At 64.7% G+C, this 18287-nt stretch carries 19 protein-coding genes; 11 read left to right on the forward strand and 8 right to left on the reverse strand.

What is annotated here, in order from left to right; genetic code table 11:
* Window positions 1-183: 183 nt before the first annotated feature.
* From C477_RS03195 to C477_RS03205, 3 genes are all read right to left on the reverse strand, one after another.
* Window positions 184-993, reverse strand: coding sequence for an ABC transporter permease subunit (locus tag C477_RS03195; RefSeq protein WP_008892989.1), 810 nt, complete (start codon window positions 991-993; stop codon window positions 184-186).
* A gap of 61 nt (window positions 994-1054) precedes the next feature.
* A complete protein-coding gene (locus C477_RS03200) occupies window positions 1055-1777 on the reverse strand; it encodes an ABC transporter permease subunit (RefSeq protein ID WP_083870234.1) in 723 nt (240 codons plus the stop codon).
* A gap of 105 nt (window positions 1778-1882) precedes the next feature.
* Window positions 1883-2797: an ABC transporter ATP-binding protein gene (locus tag C477_RS03205; RefSeq protein ID WP_008892991.1), complete on the reverse strand. Its 915-nt coding sequence runs from the start codon at window positions 2795-2797 to the stop codon at window positions 1883-1885.
* Between the two features lie 116 nt (window positions 2798-2913).
* Here C477_RS03205 and C477_RS03210 point away from each other — a divergent pair, with 116 nt between their 5' ends.
* The 3 genes from C477_RS03210 to C477_RS03220 all read left to right on the forward strand — a co-directional run bounded on the left by C477_RS03210 (window position 2914) and on the right by C477_RS03220 (window position 5599).
* Window positions 2914-3816: a tetratricopeptide repeat protein gene (locus C477_RS03210; protein WP_008892992.1), complete on the forward strand. Its 903-nt coding sequence runs from the start codon at window positions 2914-2916 to the stop codon at window positions 3814-3816.
* Window positions 3817-3819: 3 nt separating this feature from the next.
* A complete protein-coding gene (locus tag C477_RS03215) occupies window positions 3820-4110 on the forward strand; it encodes a DUF424 domain-containing protein (protein ID WP_008892993.1) in 291 nt (96 codons plus the stop codon).
* Between the two features lie 655 nt (window positions 4111-4765).
* On the forward strand, window positions 4766-5599 hold the full coding sequence (locus C477_RS03220) for a halocin C8-like domain-containing protein (protein WP_008892994.1): 834 nt from the start codon (window positions 4766-4768) through the stop codon (window positions 5597-5599).
* 98 nt (window positions 5600-5697) lie between these two features.
* Here the strand turns inward: C477_RS03220 and C477_RS03225 are convergent, their stop codons facing one another.
* The 3 genes from C477_RS03225 to C477_RS03235 form a co-directional block, all read right to left on the reverse strand.
* The gene (locus tag C477_RS03225) at window positions 5698-7293 is read right to left on the reverse strand and encodes a PH domain-containing protein (RefSeq protein WP_008892995.1); all 1596 of its coding nucleotides are present in this window, start codon (window positions 7291-7293) and stop codon (window positions 5698-5700) included.
* A 749-nt stretch (window positions 7294-8042) separates the two neighbouring features.
* Window positions 8043-8918, reverse strand: coding sequence for an ABC transporter permease (locus C477_RS03230; protein ID WP_008892996.1), 876 nt, complete (start codon window positions 8916-8918; stop codon window positions 8043-8045).
* Entirely contained in the window at window positions 8915-9892 is a 978-nt protein-coding gene (locus C477_RS03235) for an ABC transporter ATP-binding protein (RefSeq protein WP_008892997.1), read from the reverse strand. Before C477_RS03235 ends, C477_RS03230 begins: the two co-directional genes overlap by 4 nt.
* A gap of 429 nt (window positions 9893-10321) precedes the next feature.
* Here C477_RS03235 and C477_RS03240 point away from each other — a divergent pair, with 429 nt between their 5' ends.
* The 6 genes from C477_RS03240 to sufU all read left to right on the forward strand — a co-directional run bounded on the left by C477_RS03240 (window position 10322) and on the right by sufU (window position 14489).
* The gene (locus C477_RS03240) at window positions 10322-11566 is read left to right on the forward strand and encodes an aminotransferase class V-fold PLP-dependent enzyme (protein ID WP_008892998.1); all 1245 of its coding nucleotides are present in this window, start codon (window positions 10322-10324) and stop codon (window positions 11564-11566) included.
* A gap of 120 nt (window positions 11567-11686) precedes the next feature.
* The gene (locus tag C477_RS03245) at window positions 11687-12241 is read left to right on the forward strand and encodes a dihydrofolate reductase family protein (protein WP_008892999.1); all 555 of its coding nucleotides are present in this window, start codon (window positions 11687-11689) and stop codon (window positions 12239-12241) included.
* Window positions 12242-12298: 57 nt separating this feature from the next.
* Window positions 12299-12754 (forward strand): arsenic resistance N-acetyltransferase ArsN2, encoded by a 456-nt coding sequence (gene arsN2 / locus C477_RS03250; protein ID WP_008893000.1) that lies wholly within the window; start codon window positions 12299-12301, stop codon window positions 12752-12754.
* 121 nt (window positions 12755-12875) lie between these two features.
* Window positions 12876-13511 carry an HD domain-containing protein gene (locus C477_RS03255; protein ID WP_008893001.1) on the forward strand — a complete coding sequence of 212 codons (636 nt, stop codon included), beginning with the start codon at window positions 12876-12878 and terminating at the stop codon, window positions 13509-13511.
* Between the two features lie 127 nt (window positions 13512-13638).
* Window positions 13639-13887, forward strand: coding sequence for a hypothetical protein (locus tag C477_RS03260; RefSeq protein ID WP_008893002.1), 249 nt, complete (start codon window positions 13639-13641; stop codon window positions 13885-13887).
* A 182-nt stretch (window positions 13888-14069) separates the two neighbouring features.
* Window positions 14070-14489: a Fe-S cluster assembly sulfur transfer protein SufU gene (gene sufU / locus C477_RS03265; protein ID WP_008893003.1), complete on the forward strand. Its 420-nt coding sequence runs from the start codon at window positions 14070-14072 to the stop codon at window positions 14487-14489.
* Window positions 14490-14587: 98 nt separating this feature from the next.
* Here the strand turns inward: sufU and C477_RS24690 are convergent, their stop codons facing one another.
* The gene (locus tag C477_RS24690; RefSeq protein ID WP_275040454.1) at window positions 14588-14716 is read right to left on the reverse strand and encodes a hypothetical protein; all 129 of its coding nucleotides are present in this window, start codon (window positions 14714-14716) and stop codon (window positions 14588-14590) included.
* A 76-nt stretch (window positions 14717-14792) separates the two neighbouring features.
* Between C477_RS24690 and C477_RS03270 the strand changes: the two genes are divergently transcribed.
* Window positions 14793-15557 carry a 2-phosphosulfolactate phosphatase gene (locus tag C477_RS03270; RefSeq protein ID WP_008893004.1) on the forward strand — a complete coding sequence of 255 codons (765 nt, stop codon included), beginning with the start codon at window positions 14793-14795 and terminating at the stop codon, window positions 15555-15557.
* Window positions 15541-16377: a PHP domain-containing protein gene (locus tag C477_RS03275; protein ID WP_008893005.1), complete on the forward strand. Its 837-nt coding sequence runs from the start codon at window positions 15541-15543 to the stop codon at window positions 16375-16377. Before C477_RS03270 ends, C477_RS03275 begins: the two co-directional genes overlap by 17 nt.
* A 42-nt stretch (window positions 16378-16419) precedes the next feature.
* Here C477_RS03275 and C477_RS03280 read toward each other — a convergent pair whose 3' ends face one another.
* Window positions 16420-18285 (reverse strand): IucA/IucC family protein, encoded by a 1866-nt coding sequence (locus tag C477_RS03280; RefSeq protein ID WP_008893006.1) that lies wholly within the window; start codon window positions 18283-18285, stop codon window positions 16420-16422.
* Window positions 18286-18287: the final 2 nt, after the last annotated feature.

Consider the following 18287-nt stretch of genomic DNA (forward strand, 5'->3'; position numbering starts at 1 on the left):
AGATGTGTATAAGAGACAGGTTCGGGAGCGGTCCGTCGACGCGGAGGGCGTCGCTGTCGATCGGGGTCGGTTTGGCGGGGACATGCCACCTGATACTAATCAGCCACCCCTCAAAAATTTTTGTGTTGACATCTTACGGGAGAAATCGAAGTCGCAGCAGGCGACCCCCGAATCGTCCGGCGGTCAGAGGTCGGCGTCCATGAAGCGGAGGTAACCGATCGCAACGGGACCGAGGATCCAGCCCGCTAGAACGACCAGCGCGGTCCAGGAGTTGACGACCGACGGCGCCGCCGCGGCGAGGTGGGCCTGCGTGGAATCGAACCCGAACCGGACGGCGACGAGGTGGCGGTACGCCTCGCTCGGCGACGCCAACTGGAGGACCACCGCCCAGTCGGGGATCGGCGACGGGGCGTTGAAACGGAACAGAACCGAGACAATCGTGTCCACCAGCCAGATCCAGGCCCGATCGAGCGCGACGTAGAGGCCGATCGCCCTGACGAGAACCTGGCGATCGGTCTCGAAACTCATCGAGCAGGCGATCGCGATCGAAACGAACGCGACGCCGTACAGCACGGTCGCGCCGACGAAGGCCAGGTACGACAGCGGCGCCGCGGAGTCGTACTGGGCGGCCGCGACCGCGCCGGCGACGGCCAGTCCGGCGACCAGCGGGACCCCGAGCACGAGCGAGCGCCCGACGAGTTTGCCGGCGACGAAATCACGACGCGACTGGGGCAGCGACAACGCGAGGACGAGACTCCCCGATTCGCGCTCGTAGAGGACGGCCTTGTAGCCCAACGCGATGCCGATCAGGGGTACTAGCCCGTAGACGTTCCCGAACGCCGTCTCGACGAACGCCGGGAACGCTCCGGAGTCCGGACCGAAGACCGCGCTCCCGAGGACGAACAGGCCGACGAGCACCACGAGCAGGAGCCAGATCGTCCGCGAGCGGATCGAATCCCGGAAATCCTTTCGTGCGGTCGGCCGCCAGTTCATCCGCGATCACCGCCGTCGAAGGGCGTTCGGAGAACCGTACCGTCGGAGGGTGTGCGATCGATCATAGGTCTGTGTTGCGAAATCGCAGGTAGCCGAACGCGACGGGGACGACGGCCCAGGCGAGAAACAGCGGGAGCGCGAGCCACTCGCTGAGGTACCAAGCGCTCGATTCCGCATAGGGGCCGGCGCCGCCGTCGACGAAGAACCCGGTCACCAGCCGATCGTACAGCGTTACCGGGTTCAGTCCGAACAGGAACAACGCGGGGTCGGGCAACGCGCCGTCGATCAGTCCGACCGTCTCGAGGCCGAACGCCAGGGCCGCGCGGGCGGTCCCCCAGATGAGGACGAACAGGCCGTACGCGCCGAACGCGCCGGCGGTCGCGAGGTGTTTCGACCGCGTGAGCATCGAGACCGCGATCGCGATCCCGGTGAAGATCACGCCGTAGAGGACGGTCAGCGCCACGAAGGCCAGATACCAACCCGGCGAGAGCGAGCCGAAGGGGTAGACCACGAGCGCGCCGGCGACGGCCAGCGCGGCGACGAGCGTCGTCGCGAACGCGAGCGAGCGGCCGACGAGTTTGCCGACGACGAGATCGCGGCGGCTGTACGGCAGCGACAGCAGCAGCGTCAACTGACCGGACGTCCGCTCGGTGACGATCGCACCGTAGCCGAGGAAGACGCCGATCAGCGGCAGGAGGTAATCGATGCACCCGGTCAGGAAGCCGAACCCGACGAACNAACGCTTTCGTGGTGTAGGGCTCGCTGCCGAGAACCGGATACAGATACCCGCTCAGGACGCAGGCGCCGGCGAGCAGCGCCAGCAACCATCGAATCGCTCGGGAGTCGCCGGTCGTCGCGTACTCCCGGCGCGCGATCGTCGTCCACGACATCAGCTCGCTCCGCTCGTGTACTCGACGAACATCTCCTCGAGCGACGCCTCCTCCGTCCGGAAGTTCTCGATGTCGACGCCGGCCTCGTTGAGCGTGATCAGCACGTCCATCTTGGCGTCGTTCGAGCAGGTCACCTCGACCCGATTGGCCTCGGGATTCGGCCAGGCGCGCTCGACGCCCGCGAGCGATTCGACCCGCTCGAGGACGCCCGCTTCGGCGCGGTCGACCGTGATCAACAGCTTCGTCGTGCCGCCGACCGACTGGCGCAGTCCCTCGATCGTATCCGTCGCGACGAGTTCGCCGTCGTAGAGGATGCCGACGCGGTCACAGACCGCCTCGACCTGCTCTAGGATGTGACTCGAGAAGAAGACGGTCGCGCCGCGCTCGCGTTCCTCGCGGATGACCGTTCGGATCTGCTTGATCCCGTGAGGGTCGAGCCCGCTGGTGGGCTCGTCGAGGACGAGCAGGTCGGGCTCGCCGACCAACGCCATGCCGAGAACGAGCCGCTGGGCCATCCCCTTCGAGTAGCCACCGGCCCGCTGATCGGCCGCGTCGCGGATCCCGACGCGATCGAGGACGGCCATCGGTTCGACGTCGGCCTCCTTGGCCTCGATCGCGTACTCGACGTGCTGGCGCCCGGTCAGTCGGTCGTAGACGGTGTAGCCGTCCGGGAGGACGCCCATGCGGGACTTGGCCTCGACGGACTCCGACTGACAGTCGTGGCCGAAGATCGCCGCCCGCCCGTCGTCCGGCTGGACGAAGTCGAGGAACACGTTGATCAGCGTCGACTTGCCCGCGCCGTTCGGTCCGAGGAAGCCGAAGACCTCGCCCTCGTCGACCGTCAGATCGACGCGATCGAGCGCCGTCACGGTCCCGTACCGCTTCGAGACGTTCTCGACCGTTATTGCAGCCATGTATTGTTAGAAGAATAATTGTTTTATAGTTCTTTTCACTCGACACGTCCGGCGGCGGTAAGTCGCCCACTCCCGAGGTCGCAGCCCTTAACAGTCGTCACCGCTAGTTTCCGACAATGACTGACCGAGAAGGCGATCGCGAGGGCGATCACCGATTCTCCGACGGCGAGGGACTCGACAACGCCTACGAGGAGTTCGATCTGGACCCGCCGGAACTGGCCGTCGACCCGGGGAAAGTCGACCCCATCGATTCGCGAGTCGTCACCGACACGCTCGACGATCAGAACATCGCCACGGACGACGTCGACGCCGCGGAACTGCTCGACGTCGGCCTGAACTACATGCAGATCAACCGCTACGAGCAGGCCACCGACGCCTTCGAGCGGACCGCCCAGTTCGCCGAGGACGAGCGCCTAGAGCAGGAGGCGTGGGTGAACAAGGGCGTCGCCCACGCCGAACTCGAGGAGTACGACGCGGCGATCGGCGCCCACCGCGAGGCCATCAATATCGACGACTCGAGCGAGCACGCGGCGACCGCCGAGACGAACCTCGCGTACGCGCTCTGGGAGTTCGGCGAGACCTCCCAGGCCTTAGACCACGCCGAGCGCGCCATCGAGATCGACGAGCGGTTCGCCGAGGGCTGGTTCAACCGCGCCTTCTTCCTCTCGGAGCGCGGACTGGCCGAGGAGGCCTTACACTGCATCGACAACGCCATTCGGCTGGGGCTTCGCAATACCAAGGTCCTCGAGGAGAAGGCCGAGATTCTGGAGGAGCTCGGCGAGTACGACGAGGCCGAAGAGATCGCCGAGGAGGCAAACGAGATGCGCGAGCGCGCCGAACAGCGCGTCATGGAGGAACGCACGGACGGCCAGTCCCAGGGACGAGGCCAGGGCGGCTCCCTCGGCGGTCCGCAGTCCCAGTCCCAGCCTCAGCGCGGACAGGACCCACAGGGCGGGTTCGATATCTCCGATCCCGGCCGGGCGTCCGACCGCGACGAGGAAGACTGGCGGCTCGAGTAACGAATGCTCGTCAACGAACGGCAGACCCAGGAGGGACTGCTCGTGGCGGTCTGCGACGAGGACGTCCTCGGCGAAACCTTCGAGAGCGACGACATCTCGCTGACCGTCACCGAGGAGTTCTACGGTGGCGAGAGCGCCGACGAGAGCGCCGTCGTCGACAGCCTCTCGCGGGCGGCCGTCGCGAACCTCGTCGGCACGCGCGCCGTCGAACTCGCCATCGAAGAGGGCTTTGTCGACGAGGCGAACGTGCTCGAGGTCGGCTCGACGCTGCACGCGCAGTTGCTGTGGATGTAGCGCAGGCGGGCGGCGTTCGAAGGCGGCGGAGACGATTCGATTCGACGGAGATTTATCGGTTTGAGCCCGGAGACAACTCGAAGGTCATCGGTCGTGTTCCGAGGGACGAAGCGAGTTCTCGAGGAGGGTTCTGGCCGTTCACGCCCCGGAAACGGAGATCGATGGATAGATCCCTCTGACAGCGTGATCACGGAGACAGAACGGATGACGACGAAAATCCGTGAGCCGTCTGTCCGTCTGTGCCGGGCACTCTCACAAGGAGAAGTTCAGCCTCGGTATCGGGAACCGGTTCGGAACGGCTCCGACTCAGCTCGTGGACTCCGTGTTACTACTGTCAATTCGACATATTGATGCGGCCCACTACCGCTTTTTCATTTCGATCTATGATTTCCGTCGTAGATTCTCACACTGGTCCATTGTAGCACTCACGCCCACATAGACACTCGATTTCCACCAATATCTGAACCTTCAATAGTTGAATACAACATACATTTCTGATTATTATATTCTCTAAAATATGTATCTTATCAATAGAAAAATTATTATTACCCAACCATTTAGTATAAATTGTATGTCCGATAAGGACAACAATATCGATAGGCGTGACGTGTTAAAAGGACTCAGTAGTGCCTGAATGACCGGAATTGCAGCCACCATGTCGATTACTGTCGCAGCGGCCGATGGCACGTCGGGAGATGGGGCGGCGTCGGATCCGATTACGATCCTGGAAGGATCGGAAAAGCTCGCACTCGCCGAAGAGATCAAAGAAACCGAAGCGTTTGACGACCTGCTCGAGACAGCAACTGAGTTGGGATACGAGTTCGAGTTCGACCTCAACGCTATCGATGCGGGTCGGGCAGAGGCCGATGCGCTACGCCGCGAGGTCGTCGCGTACGAACTCAGCGGTGTCGAGTCGGACGCTCGTGCCGGGATCATCATCGGCCGTGATCTGGATACGCATGAGATCGAGTTCGCGCAGCTCGACGTCGAGAACTATTACGACGATGGTCTTCTCGAAAAGGTAGATCGATACGAACTGTCCGTGAGCGACGAGTATCCGTCGGGGACGAACCTCAGTCCTGCAGCGGGTACGGAGTCGACGATCGAAAAGCGAGAGATCCGGCCCGACGAGGCGTCGCTCCGTCAGTTCACGAACGACCTACAACGAAGCGGAACCGTCACCCCGGCGCTGCCGGATCTCCCCGACTCACTGAACATCAATTCATGTAGCGGCTGTTACTACGCTTCGAAACTGATCTGTCGGAACGTGTGCGGAGCGTTCGGCGGATTCCTCTGTGGACTGCTCGGCATCACGGTCGTCGGACCGGTGGGCTGTCTCGCGTTCGTGAATGGTGTATGTTGGGTCGCTGAGAAAGCGAGCGGTTGCGGTGACGACCTCGCAGCGACCATCTGCAAATCGTCCGGACTCGGCGTTTGCGGACCAGGCGCGGACGGTGATATTATCGACGTCGATATTCCGTACTTCTGAAGGAGACGCGAGCACGATCGTCTGCACAGCGGTCCACTTGACTGGACCGCACTGCCCGATTCGGAACTTATTTCGAATTCGACGAACGGTCCGTGAACTCACGTCATCCGTGTAACTCTGTGCGCGTGCTCCCGGAGCGACCGTTGTAGGTGCTCTCGACTGGCACAGTGGATATCACGAGTCCTCTCGAGTTCGATATCGTAGATTACTGGTGTTCTCCAGGTAAACGTCCGTGAACTGGCCGTGTCTACGACGAGAGAGGCGAGTCCGAGTCGACGCTGGAAGATCGATCGGCGCGTCGAGACGGTCTGAATCCGATAGTAGGGGACGATGGTCGTTCGGCGTCGCCAGAATCCGCGCCGGATAACGAGGTGCTCGTCGCCGACGACGTACCCCAAATGGGCGTATTTCAGGTGGGCAGCGAGCGGAACGGCCGCAAAGGCGAGGACGGAGAACCGCCACCGCTCGACGGTAGTCAACTGGGCGATCGCGAAAGCGCCGGCGACCACACCGGTGGCCACGAGCGAATAGCGGGCGAAATAGCGGCGTCGAGCGGTCGTCGGTGGACGCCGAAACTCAGGTCGGTCGATACCGGTCAGCAACTCTCCGAAGCGGGAGACGCGAGACGCGTCTGCGAGGGGAACGACCGATTGATTACTGCCGCCGCTTCTGGGTCCGTATCCAGCGGTTTCGACCCACAGTCCGGCGTAGCCCATCAACCGTTGAACGGGATTATCGGTGACCGTTACGGACTGGACTTTATCGAACGGAATCGATCCGCTGTACCGTCGGCCCAGACCGCGTTCGTAGACGAGATCGGATCCCTGTCGACCGAGGCGGAGCCCGTAGTAGTTACCGATCTTGTAGAGGATACTGGCGAGATACGTGAGGAGCGCCCACTGGATCAAGGCGATCACGAGCAGCACGACGAGGGCACTGCCCGCAGCGCCATCGAGCGATGCAGGCCCGCCGAAGGGACGGGCGATCTCGAACATGAACTGCGGCAACAACGCGGATCGAAGATCCCCGTCAGTTATCCAGAGAAACAGCAAAAGCGGAAAGAGCATGGTGTCCCATCGGAACGAGGAGACGGCGTACAGCAGTAGTTCGCGGAGTTTCAGTTCGAACAACAGCGTCGGTTCGCGGTCCGGTCGAGCGGTTTCCTCGCGGCCGGTGTCGTCGGAATCCGCGCCGCTGCTCGGCTCCGTCGTGGCTGCCCCGTCGGCGTCGTCCGTAGTACCAGCGGCGGCTGTCTGACGACGTATCTCCGTCCGAATCCGATCGGCTTCGTCCTCGTCGACGAGATCCAGCATCGCTTCGGCGTCGCTGTCACCGGCCGTTTCGATCGAGACGACGGCCAATCCGAGCAGTCGCTGAGTCATCCGTTGCGACACATCGACGTTCTGAATCCGTCGATACGGGATCTCACGGGAGCGACGAGCGAAGACACCAGAGGTGATGTCGAACGTGTCCGACGTGATCTCGTAGGTAAATTGGTAGTAATACGTGAGACCGTAGCAGACGCCAACGATGAATCCAATGGGACTGAGACGCAGTGCCCAGATCAGATCAATCGGGAAGATGCTAGCTGCGATCATACCGAAGAAGATCGGTGCCGAGAACCCGAGGAACCCTCTCCGGAACGCGATTCGCAACGCACTGAACGGGTGCAAGCGATTGACGTCAGATGCCATTGGAAACCTCTCTTGAAGCGGTCGGTTCGCAACGTAGCCCTCTGGACGGAGAGTGCGATGGGGTATCTCTGCTTCCGCCCGCTCTGTACTGGTGAACTCGCGCTTTGGGATTCGAGGTTCGGAGCGACACAGTGGATCTGTCTTCGGCCAGTCTGGCCAAGGATCACTGCGTTCCAGTACGGCGAACTCGGGCCGACAGCCACTGTTGTGAAGGAAATCTCACGGACCGAGCTTTCGGCGACTTACGGGAGGAACGTCGCGAAGAAACTCAGCAGACGATCGAGCAGTTCGTTCTTTTGGTTCTCCTCGTCGTCAGTACCTTCATCAGTGTCGGACTGGGAACTCATAGTGGTATATACTCCGAGTACACGCATATATTTTGTGTGGGTTGCTGAGAAACATTCGCAGAAATCATTCGAACGGTCTAAGCGAACGCAACTGTCGGGTTTTCTGCAGCGGGAATTTGCGAGGTCTTCCCGTTCGCTTCTTGAGGAAGTGTCCGACCGTCTCTGGGTGCGCTCTACACACTAAAGATGTGAACCGCCGAGCGACGAGCGCTCGGCCGCCCGCTTCGATCGCGGCCGCTGATATCGAAACGGTTTGGAAACGCTGATACGGATCTCGGTTGGGAATACGAAGGTAGCGATCTCGCACGATGTCATCGACGGCCCCTCGCCGCGCTCGAGTCCGTCGACAGTGCGCCACCGCGCGAGTCGGTCGGACCGAACGGGGAAATCAGTTCGAGTCGTTCAAAGATCCGTCCGATTGAACCGATAGTAGCCGATCGCGACGGGGACGACCAGCCAGCACAGCAGGACGACGACGCCGAACTCGTCTTGGAGGTAGAACGGCGCGTCGCCGGGATAGCGTTCGGCGGGCGTCATCCCGTAGGCCCCGGCCGACTGGAGCCCGTACTGGAACTGGAACGGGAACACCGATCCCTCGACGATCTGGCTGATCAGGTTAGTGTAGGCGAAGATCGGATTGAACTGCTCGAGGAGGAGGTACCAGGTTTCGGCCTCGACCGGCGGTCCCTCACCGTAGATGAGGTGGTAGGGACCCGCCGTGATGAGCTCCCACAGCGCGATGAGAATCATGTAGATCCCGACGACGATCGCCATCGACTTCCCCCGGGTGGAGACGGCGGCGGAGGTGCCGACGGCCAGTCCGGCGAAGGCCGCCCCGAACAGCGCGGAGACGGCGGCGAAGCCGAGCCAGTCGACGAACGGAACCGAGCCGAACAGGACCGCGCTGAGGACCAGCGAGACGAGGCAGGCGAGCGCGACGGCGGCGGTGACGACGGCCGTCCGGCCAAGTAGCTTCCCGAAGACGACGTCGGTCCGGTTCGGCGGCAGGCCCAAGAGGAGCTTGATGCTCCCCGAGCGTCGCTCCCCGACGACGGCCATGTAACCGGCGATCAGCGCCGCGATGGGGAGAATTACCTGCAGGGGCGTGCCGACGAAGCTGAGCACCTCCGCCGCGGTGACGTCGTCGGCCGTGTACCAGATCGCGACGTAGCCGACGGTGACCAGTCCGACGAGCAGTCCGATCAGCGACCACAGCAATTTCGAGCGCCCGGCGTCCTCGAACTCCTTGCGGGCGACGGTGCCGATGTGTCCGCTCATCGAGCCACCCCCGACTCCGACGCGGTCGCGGAAGCAGTCTCCGTCTCGGTCGCCGCCTCGCTCTCGTCGCCGTTCGTCAGCGCCGTGAACAGCGTCTCGAGCGAGACGTCATCGATCCGCACGTCCTCGATCGTCGCCCCCGCGTCGTCGAGCGCGATCACGAGGTCCGCTTTCGCGGCCGGATCGGTGACCGTACACTCGAGGGCGTGGTCGGACGCGACGACGTCGGTGATGCCGGCGATCGACGCGGCGGTCTCGCGCAGGCCTGCGGCCGCCTCGACGAGGGTCAGTTCCATCGTCGCGCCGCCGCCGATGTCCTCGCGGAGCCCCTCGATGGTGTCGACGGCGACGAGTTCGCCGTCGTTCAACACGCCCACGCGGTCACAGACCGCCTCGACGTGCTGGAGGATGTGACTCGAGAAGAAGACGGTCGTTCCGCGCTCGGCCTCGGCGCGAACCAGGTCCTGCATCTCCCGGATGCCGTGGGGGTCGAGGCCGCTCGAGGGCTCGTCCATGATCAGCAGGTCGGGGTCGCCGACGAGGGCCATTCCGGTCGCGAGGCGTTGGCACATCCCCTTAGAGTAGTCGCCCGCGGGCCGATCGGCGTCATCGGCGGAGAGGCCCACGCGCTCGATGATCGCGTCGGGATCGTTGTCGGCGTCCTTGGTCTCGATCGCGAACTCGACGTGCCGGCGCCCCGAGAGGCGCGGGTAGATGTCGAACCCCTCGGGGAGGACACCGACTCGGGGACTGATCGCGTCGGCTTCGGTCTGTGCGTCGTAGCCGAGCACCGTCGCCGAGCCCGCGGACGGGCGGGTTAAATCGAGCAGCATGTTGATCGTCGTCGACTTCCCGGCGCCGTTGGGCCCCAGAAAGCCGAACACCTCTCCTTTCTCGACCGAGAGGTTGAGGTCGTCGACGGCGACGAGGTCGCCGTACGTTTTCGTCAGGCCGGACGTCTCTATCGCGGTCATACATCGCATTCGAGACACACGGTTCACATAATCGCTGGATCGCGGCTTCACGATCGGAAACTCCGACGGAATCGAACGCCCTCCGCGGAACGCTCTCCGCAGAACGGCCGTCCGAGACCGACTACGCCCGCAATCGGGGACTCGAGTCGGCGTACCAACAGACACCCAACATAGTTTGGGAACATCGATATGTCGATCGAAAGAGAACACGAAGATGGCAGGGCGGGATACTGGACGATTCGACAACATCCCTGCCGAGGCACCCACCCACCGACCCACCATTCCCAAACCACTCCCCACCACTCCCACCACTCCGTCCACTATCCACCGCTTCCCGCATCCCGTTTTTCGCGTATCGTCCGTCGCAGACGACGGCTTCGAGTGCCTCGACCGAAGGAGTGTTTTGTCTGGGGTTCCTCCGGTTAGACAATGAGTCAACAGAACCTCGAGTCGCTCGACGTCGGAGCGATTCGCGACGAGTTCCCCATCCTCGAGCGCGAGTTCGACGGCCAGCAGGTCGTCTACCTCGACAACGCGGCGACGACCCAGACCCCCGACCCGGTCGTCGACGCAATGAGCGACTACTATCGCGAGTCCAACGCGAACATCCACCGGGGGATCCACCACCTCAGTCAGGAGGCTTCGATTCTCTACGAGGAGGCCCACGACCGCGTCGCCGAGTTCATCAACGCCGACGGCCGCGAGGAGGTCATCTTCACCAAGAACACGACCGAGAGCGAGAACCTCGTCGCCTATGCGTGGGGCCTGAACGAACTCGGGCCCGGCGATCGGGTCGTCCTCACGGAGATGGAACACCACGCCTCGCTGGTCACGTGGCAGCAGATCGGCGAGAAGACCGGCGCCGACGTCGAGTACATCCGCATCGACGATGACGGCCGTCTGGACATGGACCACGCCCGCGAACTCATCGACGACGACACCGCCATCCTCTCGGCGGTCCACGTCTCGAACACGCTGGGAACGGTCAATCCCGTCTCCGAACTCACTGATCTCGCCCACGAACACGGGGCGCTCTCCTTTATCGACGGCGCGCAGGCGGTCCCCAACCGCCCCGTCGACGTCGAGGCCATCGACGCCGACTTCTACGCCTTCTCCGGACACAAGATGGCCGGTCCCACCGGCATCGGCGTCCTCTACGGCAAGCAGCACCTCCTCGAGGAGATGGAGCCGTACCTCTACGGCGGCGGCATGATTCGAAAGGTCACCTACGAGGAGTCCACGTGGGGCGACCTGCCCTGGAAGTTCGAACCCGGAACGCCCCAGATCGCCGAAGCCGTCGGCCTCGAGGCTGCCATCGACTGGCTCGAGGACATCGGCATGGAACGGATCCAGGCCCACGAGGAGGAGATCGCCCGCTACGCCTACGAGCAACTCGAGAGCGAGGAGGACGTCGAGATCTACGGCCCCGAGCCGGGTCCAGACCGCGGCGGCCTCGTCAGCTTCAACGTCGAGGGCGTCCACGCCCACGACCTGGCCTCGATCATGAACGACCACACGATCGCGGTTCGGGCCGGCGACCACTGTACCCAGCCGCTTCACGACAAGCTCGGCGTACCGGCCTCGACTCGAGCGTCGTTCTACGTCTACAACACGCGAGAGGAAGTCGACAAGCTGGTCGCGGCGCTGGACGACGCGCGACAGCTGTTCGCGTAATCGGTTCTCAGTCCTCACACTATCGTCCACGATCTCGATTTCGCGTCTTCCACCCACTCGAGGAGCCGTGGCCCTCGATCGACCGCGCGAGCTATCGCCGTCGGCGACCTAGACGCGGCGATGACTCGAGGGACCGTCACGCTGTACATCGCCGCCAGTCTGGACGGGTTCATCGCGACCGCAGACGGCGGCGTCGAGTGGCTCGAGGCGTACGCGAGCGACGACGAGAGCGAAGACGACAGGAGTTTCGAGGCGTTCTTTACCGGAATCGACTGCCTCGTCATGGGCTCGCGGACGTACGAACAGATCCTGTCGTTCGACGAGTGGCCCTACGGGGAGAAACCGACGGTCGTCGTCACGGGCCGAGACCTCCCGCTCGCGACCGACCGCGTCGAACTGGTCGCCGGCGATCTCCGCGAGTTGGGCGACGGGCTCGAGGAGCGGTACGACCGCATCTGGCTCGTCGGCGGCGCGGCGCTCGCGCAGTCGTTTCTTCGGGCGGGACTCGTCGACGAGATCCGTCTGACGGTCGTTCCGGTGTTGCTCGGCGGGGGCATCCGTCTCTTCGCCGACGACGGTGCGGAACGCGCTCTCGAGACGCTCGAGTGTACGTCGTTCGAGAGCGGACTCGTCGAACTCCGATACGACGTGTCCGGGTGCACCCCGTCGGTTTGACCGGGCCGGACCGCGCTCCGGCGAAAGTATTAGTCGACTCGCGTGGGTGCCACGAGCGTGAGCAGCGTGACGGTCGTGCTTCGGCGGGCCGACGAGAGCGACCTTCCATATGTCGAGCGACTGCTGTCGGACGAGGGGTTGCCGTCGGCGGACGTCCGGTCGTCGCCCGCGCGGTTCTACGTCGGCTATGACGGGGACGAGCGAATCGGCGTCGGCGGCCTCGAGCGTTACGGCACTGACGGGCTGCTCCGATCTGTCGTCGTGGAGCGATCGGCGCGAGCCGACGGGTACGGCACGGCCCTCTGTGCGGCGCTGGAGCGGCGGGCGCGAGCCGACGGCGTCGAGACGCTGTACCTGCTGACGACGACCGCGGCCGAGTTCTTCGCAGAGCGAGGTTACGAGTACGTCGAACGGACCGACGCGCCGTCCGCGATTCGGGAGACGACCGAGTTCGACGAACTCTGTCCCGCGTCGGCCGCGTGTCTGCGGAAGTCCGTGCTCGAGGGGGCGTGACCGGACACGGGTGCGACGCGACGTCGGCCGCCTCGGTCGGCGCCGCGAACTCGACCGCGGAGTGGCGACCTCGCCTGCTCGAGGACGGCGCGTTTATTTCCCCTCGGAAAAATCGACGGCTATGCTCGAGGCAGTCCGAACCCGCGCGCGCAGCTATTTCGAGGCGGCACCGCCGGCCCACGACTGGCACCACGTCCAACGCGTCGAGACGCTCGCGGAGACGCTGATCGACCGCCATCCAAGCGATGAAATCGACGACCGGATCGTCCGCCTCGCCGTCCTCCTGCACGACATCGGCCGCGGGAAGGAAGACGCCGGCGAGATCGACGATCACGCGGCGTGGGGCGCCCGCGAATCGCGTCGCATCCTCGAGGACGTCGGCGCCGATCCGGCGACGATCGACGCCGTCGCCCACTGCGTACGCGCCCACCGCTATTCGAACGCCGTCGAACCCGAGCGCCTCGAGGCCGAGATCGTCAGCGACGCGGACAACCTCGACGCGCTCGGCGCGGTCGGGATCGCGCGCACCTTCGCCCACGGCGGCGCGCTGGGCGAGCCGATTTACGATCCCGCAGTGCCGGTCGCCGACGACGAGACGGCCGCCGGGGCTACACAGTACAACCACCTCCACGAGAAGATCCTCGGCCTCCCCGAGCGCATGTACACCGACGTCGGCCGGGAACTCGCCGAGCGACGCGCGGCGTTCGTCCGCGAGTACGTCGCGCAGTTCGACGCCGAACTGACCGGCGAGCGCTGATCCGGGCGCCTCGAGCGTTGGCGTCGCGGTCCGATCGGTCCTCGAGCCATCAGTTCGGGAACAACAACAAACTCGCGTAGGGTTTTTGGGAATCGCCACGGTACTAGGCGGTGCCGAGGTGAGAACGATGCAAGAGAGGACGATCGGCCGTCCCCGACGAGATCCCTTCGAGACCCTGGTCGATGTTCTCGCCGAGGCCAGCCGGTACGACCTCCTCTTGGGGGTCGTCCCGGTCGCGTTTACGGTTGCGCTGGTCGCGGCACACGTTCTGCGCCTGCCGGTAGTGCACGCGATGTTCGGCGCGGCGACTATCGGCGCGCTCGTGGTCGTCGATGCCTGCTACCTCAATCCCCCCGTCGACCAGGGATCGCCGTAGCGGTATCGACCGCCAACCGTTTCCCGCGGTCGATGGACCGCGTCGAGGGAGAACTGTACCGACGCCAGCGACGCGTCCGCCGAGTAGCGCCCGTTTGTGACCGCAGTCGGACCGCTCGCGATACCGGAGCAGCGTCGGCCCCGGAACCCTTTTACAACTCTCGCGTCTATTCGGGACTACCAATGGGACTGGGCTCGGATATGTACCGACAGCAGATCCTCGACCACTACAAGAACCCCCGTAACTACGGGGAGCTCGAGGATCCGACGTTCACCCATATCGGCGAGAACCCGATGTGTGGCGACGAGATTCGCATGGACGTCAAGCTCGGCGACGACGAGGAGACGATCGAGCACGTCGCGTTCAAGGGCGACGGCTGTGCCATCAGCCAGGCCTCCGCGAGCATGCTCTCGAAGGAGCTCCGCGGGAAGACCCTCGAGGAGCTCCAGGAGATGAACCGCGACGACGTCATCGACATGCTCGGTGTCGACATCTCGCCGATGCGGGTCAAATGTGCTGTTCTGGCGGAGAAGGTCGCCCAGGACGGCGCGGAGATCTACCAGGGCGAACTCGACGTCGAGAAGACGACGACCGAGGACTGAGCGGCTTTCGGCGGCGTCACCGACGCGCACCGACTGGCCGATCGGCGGAGCCGAGGCCTCGAAACTCGACGGTCCCGACGCCCCTTTTTCGTTCGCGGTCAATTCCGACGTCCGTACTCGATTCCAAGCGTCCGTTCGACGTCGTGTTCCTCGTCGGATTGCTGGCCGTCGTCGTCGTCTCGATCGCCGCCCTGGGCGGCTAATCGGGATGATCTACCGTCAAACATACGTCACTGTTTAGCACGGAGTTCGGTCCGTACGCCACATATACGAGTTCACGGTCGGGTCGTGGAATGACGGAGTATGGCCTCGCAGCCACCGCTCGAGATCGACGCACAGTACGCCGACGGGCTGATTCCGTCTCGAGGACAGCTCCCGCAGGAGCCCGAACCGGCCAACTACGTCGTCATCGACGTGACCCACTACTCGACGACCGTGCTGGAACTGTTCGCCGCCGGCGCCGAGTACGTTCACGTGCCCGAGGAACGCGGCGACGAGTTCGCGTTCCTGAAGGACCATCCGGACGCGAAGATCGGTGGCAGCAGCAGCGACGACTACACGCCGACGGAGGGGTACGACTTCTTCAACTCGCCCAGCTACGTCCACGAGGTCGACGTCGAGGGTCGACCGACCGCGATCACGTCGACGAACGGCGGCGCCGCGGTCACCGACCTGCGCAAGCGCGGCGGTGACGACATCGATATCTACGTCGGCGCGACGGCGAACGCGGCCGCCGTCGCCGACCACCTGCGCGGCGACGACAAACCGACCATCCCGGTCGCCGCGGGGTCGGAGCTGAAGCCGTCGCCGGAGGACACCGTCGGGGCCGTGCTCGTCCGGCGCTATCTCGACGGGAACCCGCCGAGCGAGGCGGAGCTCGCCGCCTACCAGGAGATCATCGAGGCCGGCAAGCTGGCGAAGTGCGTCGATAAGGCCGACATCCGCGTTCGCGACCTGCTCGAGTACAGCAATCGGATCGACGTCCACACCGCGGTGCCGAAGCTGGAAGGACAGCGCCTCGTCGACGTGGCCGGCGACGGGGAGGGGCGGAATGCGCCGTCGGCCTGACGGCGCCGGCGGGTCGGACCGCGAGCGCGGCGACAACCCAGCCCCGCGGTACGACCTCCACACGCACACGCGGTTTTCGGACGGCTCCGAGATGGCGTCGATGATCGAGGCCGCCGTCGCGGCCGGCTACGACGGGGTCGGCCTCACGGACCACTGCATCCTCGTCGACGACGACCACGGCCGCCGCGATCGGTTCGATCTGGTCGAGACGTACGAACGGCGCCGCCATCGGATCGACGAGCTTCGCGAGCGGTACCCGATCGACGTCTTCGACGCCGTCGAGTGCAACTACGTTCCCGGAACCGAGGCGCGACTCGAGGCGTTCCTCGAGGACGCCGACTTCGAGTACGCGATCGGCAGCGTCCACCTCGTCGAGGGCTGCGACGTGACGGCCGCCGCCACCGTCGCGGATCGGTCCCGCGCGGAGCGTCGGGCCGTCGTCGACGCCTACTACGAGGCGCTCGTCCGATCGATCGAGTCGGAGCTGTTCGACGTCGTCGGCCACGTCGATCTGCCCGAGCGCATCGAACCGCTCCGCGGGCTCACGACCGACGCGCACTACCGCGCCGTCGCGGACGCGCTCGCGTCGTCGTCGACCGTCCCCGAACTCAACGCCGGTCGCGCGCGGCGCGGACTGGGACGGCTCCACCCGAATCCCGACGCCCTCGAGCCGTTCGTCGAGCGAGATATCGCGTTCGTGCTGGGCTCGGACGCCCACGCGCCCCGGGAGATTCGGGCGCGAAGCGAGATCCTGACGGACTTCGTCCGCGATCGGCCGACCTTCCGGCTCGCTTCGCCGCCGTTGCGGTCGCGTCCGTAACGACGGGAGGCGTATCCGTCACCGAGCCGCGGACCGCTCAGGTCACCGCTCGGGGTCGACTTCGGACAGCGGGTTCGGCACGGTGCCGTGCTCGATGGCGTGGGGCCGCTCGGGGCGGTCGCCGTAGCCGAAATCGACGATCCGGTTGCGGTTCAGCGTCAATTTCGGGAGCGCCGGCTCGAGCAGGTCGAACAGCTCGAACCGCACCTCGAGCTCGGGGAACCGCTCGTGGTAGTCCTCGATCGCGGCCCGGACCTGCCCCCAGAACCGTTCCTCCGGGTAGTCGTGATGACGGGCCAGCAGGTCCGAGAGATATCGATAGACGCCCACGAACAGCCCGTAGACGACGAACAGGCGCAGTTCCTCCGGCGGCACGGACAGCAGAACGTCCTCGAGGTCGTCGGGCAGATCCTGCAGTTCCTCGAGGGGCGCCTCGGCGACGTTGACGTCGTCGACGAAGTCCTTGACCGCGAGCCGCGACGGGCGGTCGTCCTCGAGGACGAGGATCGTGTTCTCCCCGTGGGGCGAGAAGGCGGTCCCGTACCGGTAGAGGTAGTGCAGCAGCGGCGGGAGCATCGTGGCGAACAGCTCGTCGAGCCACGCCTCGAGCTCGAGGTCAGAACGGTCGACCAGCTTCGAGATCACGGGTTCGCCGTCCTCGACGTGCAGTAGCGACGAGAGAGTCATCGCCCGCTCGCCGTCGTCGATCAGGCCCGTGACGCTCTCGCGCCAGACGGTGCCAAGCAGTTCCTTGTACTGGTAGGCCGGGGCCTCGAGCGCGTCGAACGTCGGGTGATCGAAGTTCACGCCGGCGATCTCGCCGGGGAGGACGACCTCGCACTCGTCGCGCAGGAACGGGTCCGAGTCCCGGACGTCCTTGACGTACTCCGTGACCAGCGGCGCGGCTTCGGTCCGCTCGCCGGGGAGCCCGCGCCAAACTAACGTGTTGCTGATCCGCATCGGGAGCTTGACGTTGTGCTTGCCGGGCTCGTCGGCATTGACGAACGTCCGGATCGACTGCATCGGCAGGTACTCGTCGGGACCCCGCCCCAGCGGCACGATCTCGTTCGTCGCGAGCTGTTTGCCGAACAGCGGCACGACGGTGTTCTCCCACTGCCAGTCGTGAACCGGCAGGAAGAGGTACTCGTCGGGATCGAGGCCGCGGTCCTCGAGTTCCGCGCGGAACTGCCCGTAGTGGCCGTCGAGCTCCGACTCGAGCAGCGACTCGTGGGAGAGCTCCTCGACGCTCACGAACTCGGCGGCCTCGCGCGAGACGGCACACCACGAGAGCCGAATCGACTCGGCGCGCTCGGGCGCGTAGTCGCGGTAGTCGTCGTACCCCCAGCCGACACGGCCCTTGTTGAACGTGAGCCACGGGTGGCCGGTCATCTCGCCCTCGATCTCGGCGTAGGACATGTCGAGGACCGATTTCTCGGCGTCGGTATCGTCGCCGTCCTCGGCGTCGATGTGGGCGTCCGCGAGCAGCGTGTTCGTGTACTCGCGGACGAGGTGGCTGGCCGTGATCGAGTCCATGTCGATCGTCGGCTCGATGTCGACGACGAACTTGAGGGGATCGTCGGCGGGTTCGAACCCGTCGCCGGCGTCGCGCTCGATCGAATCGGCGCGAACGCCGAGGGTGTCCCAGAACCGCTCGACGGCGTCGAAGCGGTAGCGGATCCCCTCGAGGTCGATCTCGTAAGTGGCCCACTCGCCATTCGAGTCGTCATCGGCTCGGTCGTCGTCGACCGGTTCGGGCTCGATGATATCCTCGTAGGTGAACTCCCGCAGGATCTTCGCGAGCAGCTCCTGCCCGACGTCGGCCCAGCGGTCCTCGGTCAGCACGTCGTCTAGCGTGTCGATGCCGTCGAGTCCGTACTCCGTCTCGGTGTCGTGTCGTGGATTCTGCATGA

The organism is Haloterrigena salina JCM 13891 (genome assembly GCF_000337495.1).
Classification (GTDB): Archaea; Halobacteriota; Halobacteria; order Halobacteriales; family Natrialbaceae; genus Haloterrigena; species Haloterrigena salina.

What these genes read in the sequence shown, in the direction of transcription:
- C477_RS03245 (WP_008892999.1), top strand. Translation starts at nt 11,687, where the DNA reads ATGACTCGAGGGACCGTCACGCTGTACATCGCCGCCAGTCTGGACGGG.
- C477_RS03220 (WP_008892994.1), top strand. Translation starts at nt 4,766, where the DNA reads ATGTCGATTACTGTCGCAGCGGCCGATGGCACGTCGGGAGATGGGGCG.
- C477_RS03230 (WP_008892996.1), bottom strand. Translation starts at nt 8,918, where the DNA reads ATGAGCGGACACATCGGCACCGTCGCCCGCAAGGAGTTCGAGGACGCC.
- C477_RS03240 (WP_008892998.1), top strand. Translation starts at nt 10,322, where the DNA reads ATGAGTCAACAGAACCTCGAGTCGCTCGACGTCGGAGCGATTCGCGAC.
- C477_RS03205 (WP_008892991.1), bottom strand. Translation starts at nt 2,797, where the DNA reads ATGGCTGCAATAACGGTCGAGAACGTCTCGAAGCGGTACGGGACCGTG.
- sufU (WP_008893003.1), top strand. Translation starts at nt 14,070, where the DNA reads ATGGGACTGGGCTCGGATATGTACCGACAGCAGATCCTCGACCACTAC.
- C477_RS03225 (WP_008892995.1), bottom strand. Translation starts at nt 7,293, where the DNA reads ATGGCATCTGACGTCAATCGCTTGCACCCGTTCAGTGCGTTGCGAATC.
- C477_RS03275 (WP_008893005.1), top strand. Translation starts at nt 15,541, where the DNA reads ATGCGCCGTCGGCCTGACGGCGCCGGCGGGTCGGACCGCGAGCGCGGC.
- C477_RS03215 (WP_008892993.1), top strand. Translation starts at nt 3,820, where the DNA reads ATGCTCGTCAACGAACGGCAGACCCAGGAGGGACTGCTCGTGGCGGTC.
- C477_RS03280 (WP_008893006.1), bottom strand. Translation starts at nt 18,285, where the DNA reads ATGCAGAATCCACGACACGACACCGAGACGGAGTACGGACTCGACGGC.
- C477_RS03270 (WP_008893004.1), top strand. Translation starts at nt 14,793, where the DNA reads ATGGCCTCGCAGCCACCGCTCGAGATCGACGCACAGTACGCCGACGGG.
- C477_RS03210 (WP_008892992.1), top strand. Translation starts at nt 2,914, where the DNA reads ATGACTGACCGAGAAGGCGATCGCGAGGGCGATCACCGATTCTCCGAC.
- C477_RS03195 (WP_008892989.1), bottom strand. Translation starts at nt 993, where the DNA reads ATGAACTGGCGGCCGACCGCACGAAAGGATTTCCGGGATTCGATCCGC.
- C477_RS03255 (WP_008893001.1), top strand. Translation starts at nt 12,876, where the DNA reads ATGCTCGAGGCAGTCCGAACCCGCGCGCGCAGCTATTTCGAGGCGGCA.
- C477_RS24690 (WP_275040454.1), bottom strand. Translation starts at nt 14,716, where the DNA reads ATGTTTGACGGTAGATCATCCCGATTAGCCGCCCAGGGCGGCGATCGA.
- C477_RS03235 (WP_008892997.1), bottom strand. Translation starts at nt 9,892, where the DNA reads ATGACCGCGATAGAGACGTCCGGCCTGACGAAAACGTACGGCGACCTC.
- C477_RS03260 (WP_008893002.1), top strand. Translation starts at nt 13,639, where the DNA reads ATGCAAGAGAGGACGATCGGCCGTCCCCGACGAGATCCCTTCGAGACC.